The organism is Rhodococcus sp. WB9 (genome assembly GCF_007558985.1).
In the GTDB taxonomy this organism is placed as follows: Bacteria; Actinomycetota; Actinomycetes; order Mycobacteriales; family Mycobacteriaceae; genus Rhodococcus_F; species Rhodococcus_F opacus.
Window position 1 is genome coordinate 3404438 of sequence record NZ_CP041769.1, and the last position, 18268, is coordinate 3422705.

Annotated in this window: 6 protein-coding genes and 1 pseudogene; 2 read left to right on the plus strand and 5 right to left on the minus strand. The window is 65.6% G+C overall.

Features of this window, described 5'->3' with window-relative positions; all coding sequences use genetic code 11:
* Nucleotides 1-12 precede the first annotated feature (12 nt).
* Nucleotides 13-636 carry a maleylpyruvate isomerase family mycothiol-dependent enzyme gene (locus FND50_RS15800; RefSeq protein ID WP_007296960.1) on the plus strand — a complete coding sequence of 208 codons (624 nt, stop codon included), beginning with the start codon at nt 13-15 and terminating at the stop codon, nt 634-636.
* Between the two features lie 126 nt (nt 637-762).
* Here FND50_RS15800 and FND50_RS36770 read toward each other — a convergent pair.
* The 4 genes and pseudogenes from FND50_RS36770 to FND50_RS15820 all read right to left on the minus strand — a co-directional run.
* A pseudogene (locus FND50_RS36770) lies at nt 763-912 on the minus strand (mammalian cell entry protein); the annotation flags it as partial.
* Nucleotides 913-972: 60 nt separating this feature from the next.
* Nucleotides 973-12789: an amino acid adenylation domain-containing protein gene (locus FND50_RS15810; protein WP_144286314.1), complete on the minus strand. Its 11817-nt coding sequence runs from the start codon at nt 12787-12789 to the stop codon at nt 973-975.
* Between the two features lies 1 nt (nt 12790).
* Nucleotides 12791-15673, minus strand: a complete 2883-nt coding sequence (gene pabB / locus FND50_RS15815; RefSeq protein WP_144286315.1) for an aminodeoxychorismate synthase component I — start codon at nt 15671-15673, stop codon at nt 12791-12793.
* A gap of 1032 nt (nt 15674-16705) precedes the next feature.
* A complete protein-coding gene (locus FND50_RS15820) occupies nt 16706-16888 on the minus strand; it encodes a hypothetical protein (RefSeq protein WP_005264887.1) in 183 nt (60 codons plus the stop codon).
* 429 nt (nt 16889-17317) lie between these two features.
* On the opposite strand from FND50_RS15820, the gene FND50_RS15825 reads away from it, so the two are divergent.
* Nucleotides 17318-17524 (plus strand): hypothetical protein, encoded by a 207-nt coding sequence (locus FND50_RS15825; protein WP_025432377.1) that lies wholly within the window; start codon nt 17318-17320, stop codon nt 17522-17524.
* Here the strand turns inward: FND50_RS15825 and FND50_RS15830 are convergent.
* The gene (locus FND50_RS15830; RefSeq protein WP_144286316.1) at nt 17490-18215 is read right to left on the minus strand and encodes a class I SAM-dependent methyltransferase; all 726 of its coding nucleotides are present in this window, start codon (nt 18213-18215) and stop codon (nt 17490-17492) included. The two genes, FND50_RS15825 and FND50_RS15830, sit on opposite strands and share 35 nt — an antisense overlap.
* Nucleotides 18216-18268 lie beyond the last annotated feature (53 nt).

Consider the following 18268-nt stretch of genomic DNA (forward strand, 5'->3'; position numbering starts at 1 on the left):
AAGGAGCGAGCTGTGGAAGATGTCTGGTCGATGGTGCACGCGGAGCGTGCGGCGCTGATCGACGACCTCGGGAATCTCGACGCCGCGCGGTGGGACGAGCCCTCGCTCTGCGGCGAGTGGACCGTGCACGACGTGGTCGCACACCTGGTCGACACGGCTCGGACGACGCGCCTCGGTTTCATGCTCGGCCTCGCCCGGGCGCGATTCGACTTCGACCGCCAGAACGCACGCGGCGTGGAACGCGAGCGTGGCGCCTCACCGCAGGAGACATTGGAGCGGCTTCGTCGGGCAGCGTCGCGCACGTCGACGCCTCCGGCACCCCTCGACAGCAGGCTCGTCGAGGAGATCGTCCACGGTGAGGACATCCGTCGGCCCTTGGGACTCACCCGCTCCTACCCGGCGGAGGCCGTCGACAGATCGCTCCGCCTCCAGACGCGCACCCCGGCGTCCTTCGGCGGCGCCAAAGAGCTTGTGTCCCGTGTCCGGCTGACGGCAGCGGACGCCGACGTGTCGATCGGCGACGGCCCCGAGGTGAGCGGCACCGCCCTTTCGCTTCTCCTGGCCGTCTCCGGTCGGAGAGTGGCGCTCGACGACCTCGACGGACCGGGCGTGGAGGTCCTCGCGGCGGCGATCTGACGATCCACCGTCCGGAACCCGGGCGACGGTCCACTTGCGGGCGTGATCCGGGCTCCGTATCCCGGGACCTGATCGGGGACCCGGTGACGTCGTCGTAGCAAGCCGGTCCGCGATTGTCGAGCAGGCGCGGCTCGTGTCGCCCGCCTGGATCGGCGGAGCCGTGTCGCCCTCGGGAACGATGAGCGACACATAGCGTTCGCCGAATAGCGCCTCGGGCAGCAACCGCGCCGTCGCGGTGGACGGAATCAGCTGCGCCTTGTCCGGCTGGATCGCGAGATGGCGATTTCAGGCGTTCGTTGCACCATCGAGTAGTTCGTTTGACACAGGGAGGCGCCGCTAACTGACAGCGTCGACGAGGTAGGTGTTGAGAACTCGTGCAATGTCCGCCAACGCTCGCGGCGTGGTCATACGAATATGCGTGGCATCGATGGGATGATAGTCGATTGAACCAGTTATATATGGTTGCCAGCAACTTTCGGCAACATCCTGGGTCATCTCGCCAGCTGCGGCGGCGAAGAAAAGCATGTCTCCGTCGAACCCGGCGGGGTGGTAGTCGGCGACCAACCGTGGCGCGTCATTGAAGGATTCGACGATCCGCTTCACGTGTGATGGCTGGAGAAACTCGAATGCTCCGGTTCGCAGATGAATCAGTTCGGTCGCTTGTTCAGCCGACATGGTTTCCCCCGCGGCATCGAAGTCTTCGGCACCGAATCCAAACAGATCGGCTAGCTCGACCAGGATGTCTTCAACAGTGAATTCCTGGTTTGCAGTCGATTCCGCTTCGCGGAACCGGCTGTCCAGCATAGCCAGCATCGAGACCTGTTTCCCGAGAAGGCGAAGTCGTGTGGCTACGGCGTGGGCAATAACTCCGCCCAAGGACCAGCCGAGCAGGTGATATGGCCCATCTGGTTGCACGGCCTGGATCTCCCGGACGTAGTGCTCCGCCAACTGTTCGATCGAACGGGGATGCGGGTCGTCTTCGACGAGTTCGGGGGATTGCAGCCCGTAGATTCGCCGTCTCGGTTCGGTGTATCGAGCCAAACCTGCGTAGCACCAGGCCAATCCGCTAGCCGGGTGTATGCAAAAGATCGGGTCGGAATCGCCAGCTGATCTGATCGGGAACAGGACATCGAATGCCGAAGGTCCGGTCGGCACAATAAGTGTCGACCCGTCGGAGACCGCCTCGACTCTACTGGCGATCGCTTCCACCGTGGAGCCACTGAAGAGCCATGTTACTTGCATCTCGACGTCGAGAGCCTCGCGCAGCCGCGCACTGACCTTTGTGGCGAGCAGCGAGTTGCCGCCCAGGGTGAAAAAGTCGTCGTCGAGTCCGATTCGGTCGTGGCCGAGGACGTCGGTGAAGACGTCGGCGATGGTCTGTTCGGTGGGGGTGACCGGTGGTCGGAACTGCCGGTTCAACGGTGTTGGTGCGGGGAGTGCTCGCCGGTCGATCTTGCCGTTGGTGGTCAGGGGTAGTGCGTCGAGGATGGTGATGGGGGTGGGCACCATGTAGTCGGGGAGGTGGTCGGTGGCGAAGGTGTGGATCGTGGTGGGGTCGAGGGGGGTGTGGTTGCGGGGGACGACGTAGCCGACGAGTCGGTCGCCGGTGTGGTGGTCGTGGTGGACTGTCACTGCGGCGTGGGTGATGTCGGGGTGGGTGGTGAGGGTTGCTTCGATTTCGCCGAGTTCGATGCGGTGGCCGCGGATTTTGACTTGGAGGTCGCGGCGGCCGAGGTATTCGAGGTTGCCGTCGGGGTGCCAGCGGACGAGGTCGCCGGTGCGGTACATGCGTTCGCCGGGTGGGCCGTAGGGGTTGGCGACGAACCGTTCGGCGGTCAGTGCGGGTCGGCTGTGGTATCCGCGGGCCAGCTGGATCCCGGCCACATACAACTCGCCCACCACCGCCACCGGTACCGGATGCAAGCGGTGGTCCAGCACGTAGGCGTGGCAGTTGGGCTGGGGTGTGCCGATGGGTACCACCGACTCTTCGTGTTGGGTGCAGCGGTGGCAGATGACGCTGACGGTGGTTTCGGTGGGCCCGTACTGGTTCCACACCGTCGCCGGACCGAACTCCGCCAACCGCGCCACCGTGTGCCCGGACAGCGTTTCACCGCCGAGGTAGACCACCCGCACGCCGCGGAGGACGTCGGGTGATCGGCCGGCCATCAGGGCGATCAGTACCGTCGGCACCGACGCCACGTGAGTGACCTTCTGTGCCCGGATGAGTTCGGCGAGGTAGTCGGGGTCGCGTTGGCCGTCGGGCCCTGCCAAGACCACGCAGCCCCCGACCTGCAGCGGTGCGAAGAGGTCGGGGGTCGATGCGTCGAAGGTCACCGCGTTGCTCTGCAGAAGACGATCACCGGCACGGTGATCGAACGCCTCGACCACCCACTGAGCCTCGTTGACGATCGCGCTGTGCGCCACGGTCACTCCCTTTGGGCGGCCGGTCGATCCCGAGGTGAACATCACGTAGGCCGTGTTCTGCGGGCGTAGCGGTGCGCGGCGGTCCGCGTCGGTCACCGGCGCCCCGGACAGCGGTGACAGATCGATGGTGTCGAGGTGGAGGACCGGTACCGGGTCGGGCGGATCGTCTTGGTCGTCGTGGGTGGTGGTCAGCATGCAGGTTGGTTGTGCCACTGCGAGTATGAAGTGTGTGCGCTCGGCCGGGTGGTGGGGGTCGATGGGCAGGTAAGCTGCACCGGCGGTGAGGGTCGCGTAGACGCCGACGACGAAGTCGATGGAGCGGCGCATTCGTAGTGCCACGATGGTTTCCGGGCCCACACCTTGGGTGATCAGGTGTCGGGCGAGACGATTGACGCGTGCATCGAACTCGGCGTAGGTCAGTGTTCGGTTTCCGTCCACCACCGCGGGCGCGTCGGGTGTGCGCGTCACCTGCGCACCGAACATCGACACCAGTGTGTCGGTGGTTGTCGCATGATCGGTGTGGTTCCAGTCCTCGAGGATCAGCTGTTTTTCGGTGGGGTCGAGGAGGTCGAGGTCGCCGACCGGGCTGTCGGGATCGGCCACCGCTGCCTCGAGGAGTCGGGTGAACCGGTCGGCGAATCCGTGGACGGTGTCCTCGTCGAACAGGTCCTGCGCGTAAGTCAGCGCGGCGGTCAAACCTCGAGCGGCACCATCGCGATCGACGCGTTCGCTCACCACCAGCGTGAGGTCGAACTGGGTGGCGGTGTGGTCGATGTCCTCGATACGGGCGGTCAGTCCCGCCAGTTCGAGCTTCGGGTGCTCCTGGTTCTGGAAGACGAGCATGACCTGGAACAGTGGGTGTCGGGTGGTCGATCGTGTCGGGTTGAGGGCTTGTACCACCCGTTCGAACGGCACGTCGGCGTGCTCGAATGCGGCCAGGTCGGTTTCTCGCACCGTCGTGAGCAGTTGGGTGAAGCTGCTGGCAGCATCGACCGGGGTTCGCAGTGCGAGGGTGTTGACGAACATGCCGACCAGGTCGTCGAGGGCCGGGTCGCCGCGGCCGGCGACGGGGGTGCCGATCGCGATATCCGCGGTGCCCGATGTTCGGGCCAGGAATATCGCGAATGCGGTGTGCAGCACCATGAACACGGTTGCGGTGTGTTGTCGTGCGAGTTCGGCTGCCGCGCGGTGGGTGGGCGTGTCGATGGTGAACGTGTGTGTTCGTCCACGGTGGGTGACGGCGGGCGGCGTTCGGTTCCCGGGCAGTTCGAGCTGTTCGGGCAGCCCGTCGAGTGTGGAACGCCAGTAGGTCAGTTGCCGGGTGAGCAACGAGTTCGGGTCGTCGTCGGAGCCGAGTAGTTCGCGTTGCCACAGGGTGTAGTCGGCGTACTGCGCCGCCAGTGGTGGCCACGATGGCGTGTGTCCGCCGGCTCGGGCCGTATAGGCGGTCATGAGATCCCGGGCCAGCGGGGCGATCGAGGAGCCGTCGGCGCAGATGTGGTGCAGCGCCACGGCGAGCACGTGCTCGTTGTCGGCCGTCTCGAACAAGGCGGCCCGCACCGGTACCGATGTGGTGACGTCGAACTCGGACGAGGCCATCGACAGCAGTCGCGTGGCGAGCTCGTTCTCGGTCACCGCGGCGGTGGCGAATCCGCCGCTGGCCTCGGCCGCCGGGACGACCACTTGGTGCGGGCCGGTCTCGGATTCGGGGTAGATCGTCCGGAGGGTCTCGTGCCGGTCCACGACGTCTGCGATCGCTGCCAGTAGTGCGGCCGTGTCCATGGTTCCCGACAGGCGCACGGCGAATGGAATGTTGTAGACCGGTGAGTGTGGGTCGAACCGGTTGAGGAACCAGATGCGTTGCTGCGCATACGATAGCGGGATGTGTTCGGGTCGGGTCCGCGGAACCAGGGGTGGGTGTGCACCCGCCGTCGCCCGGGACTCGAGCCACGTCGACAGTGCCTGCACCGACGACGCCTCGAACAGCACTCGCATCGGTACCCGCGCATCCATCGCCACACTGAGCCGCGACACCACCTGCGTCGCGAGCAGCGAGTTGCCGCCCAGGGTGAAGAAGTCGTCGTCGACTCCGACGCGGTCGACGCCGAGGACGTCGGCGAAGACGTCGGCGATGGTCTGTTCGGTGGGGGTGACCGGTGGTCGGAACTGCCGTTTCAACGGTGTTGGTGCGGGGAGTGCTCGCCGGTCGATCTTGCCGTTCACGCTCACTGGCATCCGGTCGAGGGTCACGAACACCGACGGCACCATGAAATCGGGCAGGCGCGCACCGACCGTCGCGGCGAGCGTGTCGGGGTCGACGTGGGCGCCCGGGGTCGGCACCACGTAGGCCACCAGTTGCTCGGTGACTGTGCCTTTGTGGACTGTCACTGCGGCGTGGGTGATGTCGGGGTGGGTGGTGAGGGTTGCTTCGATTTCGCCGAGTTCGATGCGGTGGCCGCGGATTTTGACTTGGAGGTCGCGGCGGCCGAGGTATTCGAGGTTGCCGTCGGGGTGCCAGCGGACGAGGTCGCCGGTGCGGTACATGCGTTCGCCGGGTGGGCCGTAGGGGTTGGCGACGAACCGTTCGGCGGTCAGTGCGGGTCGGCTGTGGTATCCGCGGGCCAGCTGGATCCCGGCCACATACAACTCGCCCACCACCGCCACCGGTACCGGATGCAAGCGGTGGTCCAGCACGTAGGCGTGGCAGTTGGGCTGGGGTGTGCCGATGGGTACCACCGACTCTTCGTGTTGGGTGCAGCGGTGGCAGATGACGCTGACGGTGGTTTCGGTGGGCCCGTACTGGTTCCACACCGTCGCCGGACCGAACTCCGCCAACCGCGCCACCGTGTGCCCGGACAGCGTTTCACCGCCGAGGTAGACCACCCGCACGCCGCGGAGGACGTCGGGTGAGCGGCCGGCCATCAGGGCGATCAGTACCGTCGGTACCGACGACATGTGGGTAATCGCTTGGGTGCGGATGAGTTCGGCGAGGTAGTCGGGGTCGCGTTGGCCGTCGGGCCCTGCCAAGACCACGCAGCCCCCGACCTGCAGCGGTGCGAAGAGGTCGGGGGTCGATGCGTCGAAGGTCACCGCGTTGCTCTGCAGAAGACGATCACCGGCACGGTGATCGAACGCCTCGACCACCCACTGAGCCTCGTTGACGATCGCGCTGTGCGCCACGGTCACTCCCTTTGGGCGGCCGGTCGATCCCGAGGTGAACATCACGTAGGCCGTGTTCTGCGGGCGTAGCGGTGCGCGGCGGTCCGCGTCGGTCACCGGCGCCCCGGACAGCGGTGACAGATCGATGGTGTCGAGGTGGAGGACCGGTACCGGGTCGGGCGGATCGTCTTGGTCGTCGTGGGTGGTGGTCAGCATGCAGGTTGGTTGTGCCACTGCGAGTATGAAGTGTGTGCGCTCGGCCGGGTGGTGGGGGTCGATGGGCAGGTAAGCTGCACCGGCGGTGAGGGTCGCGTAGACGCCGACGACGAAGTCGATGGAGCGGCGCATTCGTAGTGCCACGATGGTTTCCGGGCCCACACCTTGGGTGATCAGGTGTCGGGCGAGACGATTGACGCGTGCATCGAACTCGGCGTAGGTCAGTGTTCGGTTTCCGTCCACCACCGCGGGCGCGTCGGGTGTGCGCGTCACCTGCGCACCGAACATCGACACCAGTGTGTCGGTGGTTGTCGCATGATCGGTGTGGTTCCAGTCCTCGAGGATCAGCTGTTTTTCGGTGGGGTCGAGGAGGTCGATGTCGCCGACTCGGCTCTCCGTATCGGCGATCATGGTTCCGAGGACACGCAGGTATCGGTTTAGCAGGGCTTGGACGTATGGTTCGTCGAACAGGTCGTGGAGGTAGGTCAGGGTTAGTCGGATTTGGGTGTCGTCGGTGATTTTCAGGGCGAGGGGGTAGTGGGTGTTGTCGTTGGCTCTGACGTCGGTGAGGGTCATGCCGTCGGGTGCGTCGGCCTGTTCGGTAAGTGTGGTCTGCTCGACGGGATACGATTCGAATACCGTCAGCGTGTCGAACAGGGCGTCGGTTGTTCCGGCGGCTTGCTGAATGTCGGTGAGCCCGAGATAGAGGTGGTCGAGCAGGTCGGCCTGTTCTCGGTGCATCCGCGTCAGTAGTTGGGTGATCGATTCGTCCGGGTCCGCTCGCACCCTGACCGGCACCGTGTTGATGAACAGTCCGATCATCGATTCCACGCCTGCGAGCTGGGGTGGCCGTCCTGACACGGTGCTGCCGAAGACTGTGTCGCCGCGGCCGGTCATCCGCATCGTCAGAATTCCCCAGGCCGCCTGCATCACCGTGTTGACGGTGACATCGAGTCGGGCGGCCAACTCGGACAGGGCACGTGTTTTGTGCTCGCCGAGATCGGCGGTTACTTCACCCGCCCGCGAGGAGATCTCTCGGCCGGGGTCGGCGGGGGCGAGCAGAGTCGGGCCCTCGACACCCTCGAGCGCCGCCGCCCAGGCCCGCCGCGACGCTGCCTCGTCCTGTTCGGCGCGCCACTCGAGATAATTGCGATACGGACGGGCGGGAGGCAACGCCGACGGCTGGTCGCCGGCGGCATAGAGTGCGAGCATGTCCGTCATCAGCAGTGGCATGGACCAGCCGTCGAGCAGGATGTGGTGGTTGGCGACGACCAGTTCGTACCGGTCCTCGGCGACGGTGACCAGGGTGAACCGGATCAACGGTGGTGCGGTCATGTCGAAGTGTGTGGCCTGGTCGTCGGCCAGCAGTCGCGTCAACGCGTCGGGGCGAGTGGTGTCGTCGATTTCGCGGAGATCGACCTCGGACCATGGCACCGGCACCTTGTCGAGGACCAGCTGCACGGGTATGCCGTCGGCTCCCTCGACGAACGCCACCCGCAAGTTCGGGTGCCGATCCAGTACCGCCTGTGCCGCCCTATGCAACCGGGTGGCGTCCACCCGGCCGGTGAGGGTGAACACGACCTGCATCGAGTACACGTCGACCGACGACGCGGCCAACAGAGCGTGGAACAGCAGACCCGACTGCAGCGGCGTCAGGGGCCACACGTCCGTGACCGCCGGATACGCCGCTTCCCAGCGGTCGATGTCCGATTGACGTGCGGTGACCAACGGTAGATCCGACGGTGTCAGCCCGCCGGCGTCGGGGGTCTGCGCATGGGTGGCGAGCGCGGCGAGCGCAGCACACCATTCTCCCGCCAAGTCCTGCACATCGGTCCGCCCGATTGCCCCCGTCGGGAACGTGAATGTGGCGCCCAGCACCGGACCCTCGCTGCCGTCGGTGACGATCGCATTGATGTCGACGACGCCGTTCGCCGGCATGTCGGCATCTCCCGGAGCGGCGATGTCGCCGAGATGGCCGCACGGTGCCCACTGCGTCCCCGGCATCTCGTTCGGAACACCACCGCCGGACACCCGGCCGAGGTAGTTGAAGCTGATCTGGCCGACCGGCAGCGACCGTAGCTGCTCGGCTGTTTCCTGATTCAGGTAGCGCAGCAGCCCGTAGCCGATTCCCCTGTCCGGTATAGACCTCAGCTGCTCCTTGATCGACTTGACCACCACACCGGCGCCGGCGCCACCGGTGAAGGCCTCGTCGAGGTCGGCGGCTCCGATATCCAGACGCACCGGCAACACTGTGGTGAACCATCCCACCGTCCGAGACAGATCCGCTCCCGCGGCAATCTGCTCCTGACGGCCGTGTCCCTCGAGTTGGATCAGCGTCGAGGATTCGGAGACCTGTCGCGCGCGCCGCCACCGGCAGACGGCTAATGCCAATGCCGCCAACAGTCCATCCTCGACGCCGCCGTGGAACCGTGTCGGCAAGGTCGTCAGGAGTGATGCCGTCACCGGCGCCGGTACGCTCACCTCGACCCGGTCGAGGGTGGATCCCACATCGATAGCCGCGTTGAACGGGCGGAGGCCCAATACCGGGTCGGGGGCCTGCAGCAGCGCCTGCCACATCGGCAACTCCGCCAGCCGCGCCGGGGCCGACGACTCCTCGACCAACGCGTGCGCCCACCGACGCATCGACGTTCCGGCGGGATCCAACACCGGAGTGTGCCCAGCGGACACCTGCGCCCACGCGGAGGCCAAGTCCGGCAGGAGTATCCGCCACGACACCCCGTCGATCACCAGGTGGTGCGCGACGATCAGCAGCCGGCCCGGCCGCTGCGCGGTGCTGCATCCCGACCGGAAATCGAGCCACACGAACTGCACCATCACGCCCGTCGTCGGCGCCAACCGCCCCAATGCCGCATCCAATTGCGCCGACGCCAACGCCGCCGCGGCTTCCTCGTCGAGATCGGCGGTGACCTCCACCCGACGAACAAGGCCGTCCACATCGACGGCATCCGACCCACCGACTTCCAGACCCCACCCGCGTTCGTCGCCGACAAGTCGCGAGCGGAAGATGTCGTGGTGATCGAGGACGGCCTCGACCGTCGCCACCAGCTCACCGCGCTCAATTCCGGGCGGCAACTCCACCAACATGTGTTGCGAGAATCGACCGAAGCCACCGCCCCGCTCGATCAGCGCCCGCGCGACCGGGGTCAGCGGCATCCACCCGATACCGCCGCCCGGCAACTCCTCGAGCGCCACCGGCAGTCCGGAGTCCTCGGGACGCTGCGCGACTTCAGCCAAGCCGCCAACAGTCCTGCGCTCGAAAACATCGCGTGAGGAGAACACCACGCCCCGGGCTTTCGCGCGCGAGACCAACTGAATCGCGACGATGCTGTCGCCACCGAGAGCGAAGAACGACTCGTCAACCCCGACGCGGTCGACGCCGAGGACGTCGGCGAAGACGTCGGCGATGGTCTGTTCGGTGGGGGTGACCGGTGGTCGGAACTGCCGTTTCAACGGTGTTGGTGCGGGGAGTGCTCGCCGGTCGATCTTGCCGTTCACGCTCACTGGCATCCGGTCGAGGGTCACGAACACCGACGGCACCATGAAATCGGGCAGGCGCGCACCGACCGTCGCGGCGAGCGTGTCGGGGTCGACGTGGGCGCCCGGGGTCGGCACCACGTAGGCCACCAGTTGCTCGGTGACTGTGCCTTTGTGGACTGTCACTGCGGCGTGGGTGATGTCGGGGTGGGTGGTGAGGGTTGCTTCGATTTCGCCGAGTTCGATGCGGTGGCCGCGGATTTTGACTTGGAGGTCGCGGCGGCCGAGGTATTCGAGGTTGCCGTCGGGGTGCCAGCGGACGAGGTCGCCGGTGCGGTACATGCGTTCGCCGGGTGGGCCGTAGGGGTTGGCGACGAACCGTTCGGCGGTCAGTGCGGGTCGGCTGTGGTATCCGCGGGCCAGCTGGATCCCGGCCAGGTGCAGTTCTGCGGTCACGCCGGTGGGGACGGGCCGGAGTCGGTCGTCGAGGACGTAGGCGTGGGTGCCGCGGATCGGGCCGCCGATGGTGACCGGGCCGCCGGGTGGCAGTGGTCCGCTGCAGTTGCTCATCACGGTTGTTTCGGTGGGGCCGTAACCGTTGAAGAAGCGGCGGGGTGTGTGGGTGGGGGAGGTGTCGGTGTGTGTGGCCCAGCGGGTGAGCAGGTCGGGGGTGCAGGCCTCGCCGGCCGAGAGGACGGTGTGCAGGGTGTGGAGGTGGGTGGGGTCCATCGTGGCCAGTGCGGCCGGTGTGATCACGGCGTGGGTGACGTGGTTGGTGTGGAGGAGTTGGGTGAGTTCGTCGCCGCCGAAGAAGGTGGGTGGGGCGATGACCATGGTGGCGCTGGATCCGGCGGCGAGGAGCAGTTCGAAGACCGAGGCGTCGAAGCTCGGGGATGCCACGGCCAGGGTGCGGGAGTCGGGGGTGATGGTGAATCGTTCGCGTTGTTCGGCGGCAAGGTTGGCCAGCCCTTGGTGGGTGACGACGACGCCTTTGGGGGTGCCGGTGGAGCCGGAGGTGTAGAGCAGGTAGGCGGTGTTGGTGGTGTGCAGGGGTCGGAGTCGGTCGGTGTCGGTGATCGGACCTGAATCCATGGTGTTGCAGCGGGTTTCGAGGTCGGGGGTGTCGATGACGAGCCAGGGCAGTGGTTCGGGCAGGGTGGTGGCGTGCTCGGTGGTGGTCACTCCGAGTGCGGCTCGGGAGTCCGAGAGCATGTGGGTGATGCGGTCTTTCGGGTAGTTGGGGTCGATCGGGAGGAACGCGGCGCCGGTTTTGGTGGTCGCCCAGACTGCGAGGATCGCTTCGAGGGAGCGGGGGAGTGCGATGGCGACGGTGTCTTCGGTGCCGATGCCTTCGGCGATCAGGATCCGTGCCAGTTGGGAGGATGCGGTGTCGAGTTGTTCGTAGGACAGGTGGTGGTCTTCGTATGTCACCGCCGGTGCGGTGCGGTCGTGTGCTGCGGCGGTGGTGAGCAGTTGTGGCAGTGTCGTTGCGGGGTGTTCGGGGCCGCCGGTGCGGTCGAGCAGGTTCCGTTTTTCGTCGGTGTCGAGGAGGTCGAGGTCACCGACCCGACTCCCCGCATCGGCAGAAAGGAAGCGGTCGAGAAAGGACAACAAGCGGTCGTGATGACATTTGAGAACCTCGTCGTCGTACAGGCTTGGGTTGGCTTGGAAGTCGATGTGCGTCGTGGTGCCGCCCACGCTCGGGTAGATGTTGACGAAAAGATCGTCGACGAGCCCGGAGGTCAACACGTTCAGTCGGCCGAGGTGCGGGCCCAGCCGGATCTCTCGGTCGGCCGGCATGATGTTGAGAGTCGGACCAAACGAGCGATTGCGGCTGATGTCCCTGCCGAGATCACGGCAGATGTCCTCACGGCGGTACCGCTGCCGCCGCAGCGCCCCGGTCAACTCGAGCTGGGCGGAGTGGATCAGTGTCCCGATCGTCACGTCCGCGCTCACGTCGAGCTGCAGCGGCACGACATTGGCCACCATCCCACCTGAGCGTCGCAGCGGTGCGGTCGTTCGGGCCGAAACCGGCAGACTGAGTACGATGTCCGATCTGCCTGTCATCCGGCACAGGAAGCCGGCAAGAGCAGCGACCAAGACCGTTGCTGCACTCGAGTTGTGCTTCGTTGCGACCGAATCGAGCAATGAGGCTACGTCGTGTGACAAGGCCGCGCTGGCCACTCGCGGATGCGCCTCGACGGGCGCCGACCGCCCGGCCAGGCTCGCAGGTTCCGGCAGTCCCGAGGTCCGTTCCGCCCAGTACCGCCGATCCGCCTCGAAGCGATCCGAGTTCCGGTAGGCAGCATCGATTTCAACGATCTGTGCGAGGTCCAGCACGCGGAGCGGCGGGGCCTCGACACCGGCAACTGCGGCCGTATACAACTCGGCAATACGCTGCATCAGCGTCATGGCGCCGTAGCCGTCGAGGGCGATGTGGTGAACGCGTGAGTACCAGTAGTAGTGCCGGTCGCCGACTCGGAGGATCGCCGAGACTGCGAGCGCATCGTGGAGGAGGTCAATCGGGGTGCTGAACTCGCTGCGCATCCACTGCTGCGCGACGACGCTCGGGTCGTCCTCCGCGCGAAAGTCGATTCGCCGGACCCCGCTGTCGGAAGAGTCGTCGACCAGTTGATAAAGCTCACCGTCGTGATCGACCAGGCGTAAGAACCCGGAACCGAACTCCCTGGCCGCGACGCGACTGGTCGCCTCGAGCAAATCGATATCCAACTCGCCGAAGACCTCGACGTACTGCGCGATCGTGATCGGGAGCTCGCCGGCCAGTTGCTGGGCGAACCAGATTCCCTTTTGCGCGGCCGATAAACGGCATGCCTCGGACGGAAGGGCTCCCGAGCACATTTCAATTCCTGGAATCGGTGGCGGGACGGCGTCCACGACTCTTCTCCGATCTGCTCTTCGCACCAGGAGGCGTGCAAGGGTTGGGCTCGGGCCCGACCTCGGCGTGCTGGAGTTGCATGGATGTCCGCGCGCACGTGGTGTAGGCCGCTTCTCCCGCCTGATCGAAATGTGTTGCCACGTTGGCGAAGAACTTGTTCTCGTCGAGTAGTGCGAGCACTGTCGTGTAGCGGTCGGGACGGTGCTCGACGACGAGGCTGCCGCCCGCGTGCAGGAGCCGTGCCGCCGCAACAATCGTTTGCCGGGCGAGCTTCAGCCCATCCGTGCCGCTGACCAAGGCCGGTCGGCGGTACTCGCCGCACTGTGAGGGAAGGTCTTCGTCGTCGGGAATGCACGGTAGACGGGCGAGGACCAGATCGGCCGTTCCGGCAAGGCCGGACAATAGATTGGGCGTGCTGACGGCGCTTTCGTGAAGCACGATCGGCCTCTCGCCGAGGCGGATCTGACGTTCGATGTTGCGTCGCGCCACGTTCAGGGCTGTCGGATCCGCATCCACGGCATGTACACCGGCATCGGCTCGGGCATGCGCGATTGCCAGGGCGATTGCTCCCGAACCGGTGCACAGATCCACGACCACTGGAGTCGTGACATGTGAAATATCGGCGAGGGCCTCGGCAAGTACAAGTTCGGTGTTGGCCCTGGGTGCTGGCACACCGGGGCAGACCCACACTTCTACACCGCCCAGTTCGGCCCGCGAGAGTCGTCGCCTAGCTCGATCGATGGCGTCACTCGAGGTCTGCAGACCAACGCTGTGGGCGACGGCGGGGGATCTGCCGGCGCTGATCGTGAGGGCCCTGCGCATGGCGGCCGCCTTGACCAGGGTCTCGGTGAACTCTTCGTCGGGGTCGGATAATGCGACGATGGCGCCCCCGCTCCCGAAGCTCACTGTCCCGTGCCGGGACACCATGGTTCGGATGACGATGCTGAGGTCGGCGGTGCCGTTGATGGACAGCCAGCCGAGGGCGCCCGAGTACACGCCTCGCGGCCCCTCCTCCAGCCGATCGATGATTTCCATGGTGCGTATCTTCGGTGCTCCGGTCATCGAGCCACCCGGGAAGCAGGCGCGCACGCACCCGACTGCAGTCGCGTCGCTGCGCAGCGTCCCACGCACCGTCGACACGAGTTGGTGGACCGGTGCGTAGGTTTCGACGTCGAACAATCGCGGTACGTGCACCGAACCGGGAGTGCAGACCCGTGAGAGATCGTTGCGCACGAGGTCGACGATCATGAGGTTCTCGGCCCGGTCCTTCTCGCTCGTCAGCAGGTCCTGGCGGAGCGCGTCGTCCGTCGCAGCGGTTGCTCCCCGCGGCCGGGTGCCCTTGATCGGCTTGGACTCCACTACCCGGTCGGCGTCCACGCGCAGAAACCTCTCGGGGGAGGCGCTGAGTATGTCCGCTGCCTCGAACCTCAGGAGTGCTGCGTAGGGCACTGGAGTGATCGATCGGAGGTAGGCGAAGGTTTCGACGGGGTCTATCTCGACATCGATCTGGGCGTGGTTCGTCAAGCACACTTCGTACGTTTCGCCGACCCGAATGTTCTCCAAACAGGTACGGATCTTGTCGAGGTAGGTTTCACGGTTGTGGCGCAGCGTCATGCGCGGGTCTGCCGCGGACCTGATGAGCGGCCGCGCGGGAAACGCATCGTCGGTCGTGACGGGCAATCGGTTGATCACCTGGGCCGTACGGCGCATCCAGTCACGGGTTTCGGGTTCGTGGGCCTGCTCGCTGAGCGCTAGCAGGTAGCAGCTGCCGTCGACGTGGTCGATCACGACTGCGCGGTCGGCGAAGACCAGGGCAGCGTCCGGTGTGTCCGCGGAGTGTTGCGTATTGCCGTCGGCTTCGGCCTTCAACTCGTAGCCCAGGTAGCCCACGTAACCCAGATTGAACGAGAACGGCAGGTCGGGCGATGGCGGCACAGCGCGGGCCCGCAACTGTTCGTCGAGATAGTCGAAGAATCGCACGCGTCGTCTGCCGGCCGGAACGCCGGAACGGTGCACCAGGACGGTGCCGTCCGCGACGTCGTACGTGATGTACTCGGCGCGTGGGCCAGATGCGTCGCCCATGATGGTGAAGCGGGCGTCCGACTCCACTGTGGAGCTGCCATCGAGCCAAAAACTGTTGGGGCCGTCTGCGAACAGGCGCTCATACACCGTCTGTGGGTCGACTCGCCGATCTATCCGTCGTGTTTCCACCACGTATGGCGACAAGGTCCGCGGCCGACGCCGAGGCTTCGGGGCGGATCCCTTCCGGCGGGTCGGGGTGAGGTCACGGAAGTTGGCGAGGAGTTGATGTCCATGATCGGTGCAGACCGACTCCGGATGAAATTGCACCCCCCACAGCGGGCGCTGGCGGTGCCTTACCCCCATGAGGATCCCGTCGGATGTCCACGCAGTTGGCTCCAGCTCATCAGGGAGATCTTCGACGGCGAGAGAGTGGTACCGGACGACCGACAGGGGCGAGGGGAGGCCCGCGAACAATTCTCTTCCGTCGTGGAATACCTCTGAGTTGCGACCGTGCCTCGGCTCTGGTGCCAAGACGACATGCGCACCGAACAGTTGGCATAAACCCTGATGGCCGAGGCACACTCCTAGTGTCGGAAGCCCACCCTGCAGAATGGCCCGCGAGCTGATGCCGAAGTCGCGTTCGCTTGCTGGACGACCGGGCCCCGGAGAGATCACGATATTGTCGAACTCGGTCAGTTCGATCGCACGCCAGTCGATGTCGTTGCGCACCACCGTCGGTGGGCACCCGTTGACCTCGCTGAGAAAGCTGTAGAGGTTGTATGTGAAGGAGTCGTAGTTGTCGATCAACAACGTCTTGGTAAACATCGTTCGCCCGGTTCTCGGCGTGTGAGGGATGCGACACTGCGGTGTCACTCGCCGGTGCACCGACGTGAAGAGGTCCCTCGACTTATTGCAGGAGCTTTCGTCTGAGCGCGCACCACCCGTGGCGCCCTCCTCCAGCATGGGGAAAGCTCGTGTGATTCATTGACTGGGGGCGTTGCCACCAAGACCTCTCGACGTGTCGGGCCCGTTGGGAGGCTCCGCCGACCTGAGGAAAACTGACCGGCTGCGCCTGAGTGCCGGCGATGCCCGCTCGTGCATTCTTGGGGACGAGCCGGCCGGGGGGCAACTGGGTCCTTGTACCGTCGATGCGGTGGGCCTGATGGACATGATCAATCCTTAGGAGGGCTATTTAGCCTGTCTATCAACGCAACCCGCCCAGGCCCCGACACGCCGCGCGAGGCGCGCACTCCACCTTAAGTCACGAAAGTCTGTGGATACAAGGGCACCCATCCGGGTAATCCACAGAGCAAATGGTCGGTTTCATTCGCGGAGGGTGACGGTGTGACCTGGGGCCTCTGGCGCACGAAAGTGATTGCGTCTCTTGACCTCAGGGGTGCTGTGTCTGCTGTAATGATCACGAGGATGGAACGGCCGACCGCGACGATGGCGGGCGCGTTTCCCCGTTTCGCCAGTTGGGGACGGCGCAGCCGGGGATTGCATCGGCATGAAGCTTTCTGTGCCTCGTGCGCGGTCGTATCGCCTGGCGGCAATGCCGATCGAGTTCCCCCGGCCGGGACGGTGCACGCGGTCTTCGCCCGCTCCAGTCGAGCGGCGAGGACCTGGTGGGGGGTGGGCGAGGTTGCGGGCACCAGGCGGAGGTCGGGCGAGATCCGCAACAGCCACGTCGTCGAGGCGGAAGTGAGCGAAGAGACCGTGCAACCCTCGGGACCGTTGAGAAGCGAGATGTCGAGTCTCCCACAATTTGCCGATAACAATTGGTACGTCAACTACCTATCTGAACGCGAACTGTCCCAACAGCTTCCGTTCTCGGTGTTGCGCGAGCAGGCGGGAATGTCAGGGGTGTGGGCGCATGGTTTCGAGCATGTAGTCGAGTTCGGCGATGGTGCGGTGGGGTGGGAGGGTGAGGATGGGCATCTCGGCGCCTGCCGTGTACCAGTGCTGGAGCTGGTCTCGAGCGGTGTCGGGTGTGCCCCAGACGGTGAGCTCGTCGAGCAGAACATGGGCTGCGGCTGGCACGTCAGCGTCGTCGTGGGTAGCGGCGGCGGTGAAGTGGGCGGCAGTCCGGGAAGCTGCAGATCCGTGGGCAGGGTTCCCGGCAACTCCCGATGAGTGCCATGCAGTCACGCTAGTGGTGCCCACATTCGTCTGCGCACGCAAGAAGCCGCCGGCACCTTACGGTGTCAGCGGCTTCGCTTCCTTCCCAGGCACGCTACGCAATGTAGGTCTGACCCGGGCGGGTGGTGACGGTGCCCGCCAGTGCGCCTCTCGGCAAGTGGTCGCTCGAAGCGACAATTTTCAATGTGGTACCCGGGGCATCGGGTCGAACACCGTCGAGTGTGTCAACGGTTCGCGGGGCAGCGGTATTCCTTCCCCGATGGGCAGCTTTCAGTGGTGCGCTTCGGCCCGTCGGCGCGCAAACTGGAACCAGGAGGTCAGGAGGTCGTCATGCGATTACTACGGGGCCTGCTCGACGTGGTGCTGGGCATCCTCACAGCCATTCTCGGCACGGTGCTGGGCATTGTCGCGGCGGTGGTATGGCTTGTCGGTGGGGTGCTCTGCGTGACAGTCATCCTGCTTCCTCTGGGCCTCCCCGTGGTGAGGCTGGCGCGCCGCCTCTTCACCCTCGCCAGGAAGCTGATGCATCTTCCCTGACGCGCAGTGTGAAGAAGATGAACGGTGCCTCACGGTTGAGCCGCTCGAAGTGTTCGGGGGAGCGATCGTGCACCGCCGCACCGGGCCGCGGCTCCGAAATACGTTCGACGGTGAATCCCGCTGCGGTGAATGCGTCGAACATGGCGTGCAACGGCCTGTGCCAGAACTTCATGTGGGCCGTCTCGCCGGACTTCACCCATTCCTCGGTGAACTCGTACGTTCCGAGATAATCGCCCTGCCCGGCAAGCCTGAAGTCGACGAACGGGTGATGGGTCGAGATGACGACGTACCGGCCTGGCGCGAGTACCCGGCGGAACTCGGTCAACGGTCTCGACCAATCGTGGACGTAGTGCATCACCAACGACGCGACGACGACGTCGAAGATCGATGACCGGATGGGTAACTGCTGGTTGAGATCGGCCCGGATCAACGACACGTCGGGACCCAGGCGCGTTCGGGCGATCGCGAGCAGGCCCGTGCTGAGATCGACGCCGGTGACGGCGGCACCGGCGGCGACGAGTGCACGCGACAGCGCACCGCTGCCGCAGCCCGCATCCAGCACTTTCCGGCCTGCGACGTCGCCGACCAGCGCCAAGGTCGCAGGTCGCTCGTACAACGCGTTGTACACGTTGTTCTCGGTGTCGGCGTCATACGCCGACGCGTACGTGTCGTAGTCGTTGAAGGTTGCCACGGTGTGATCATTGCGGATCGGCGCCACCGTCGTGCCCCGACCGCCGCGGCAGC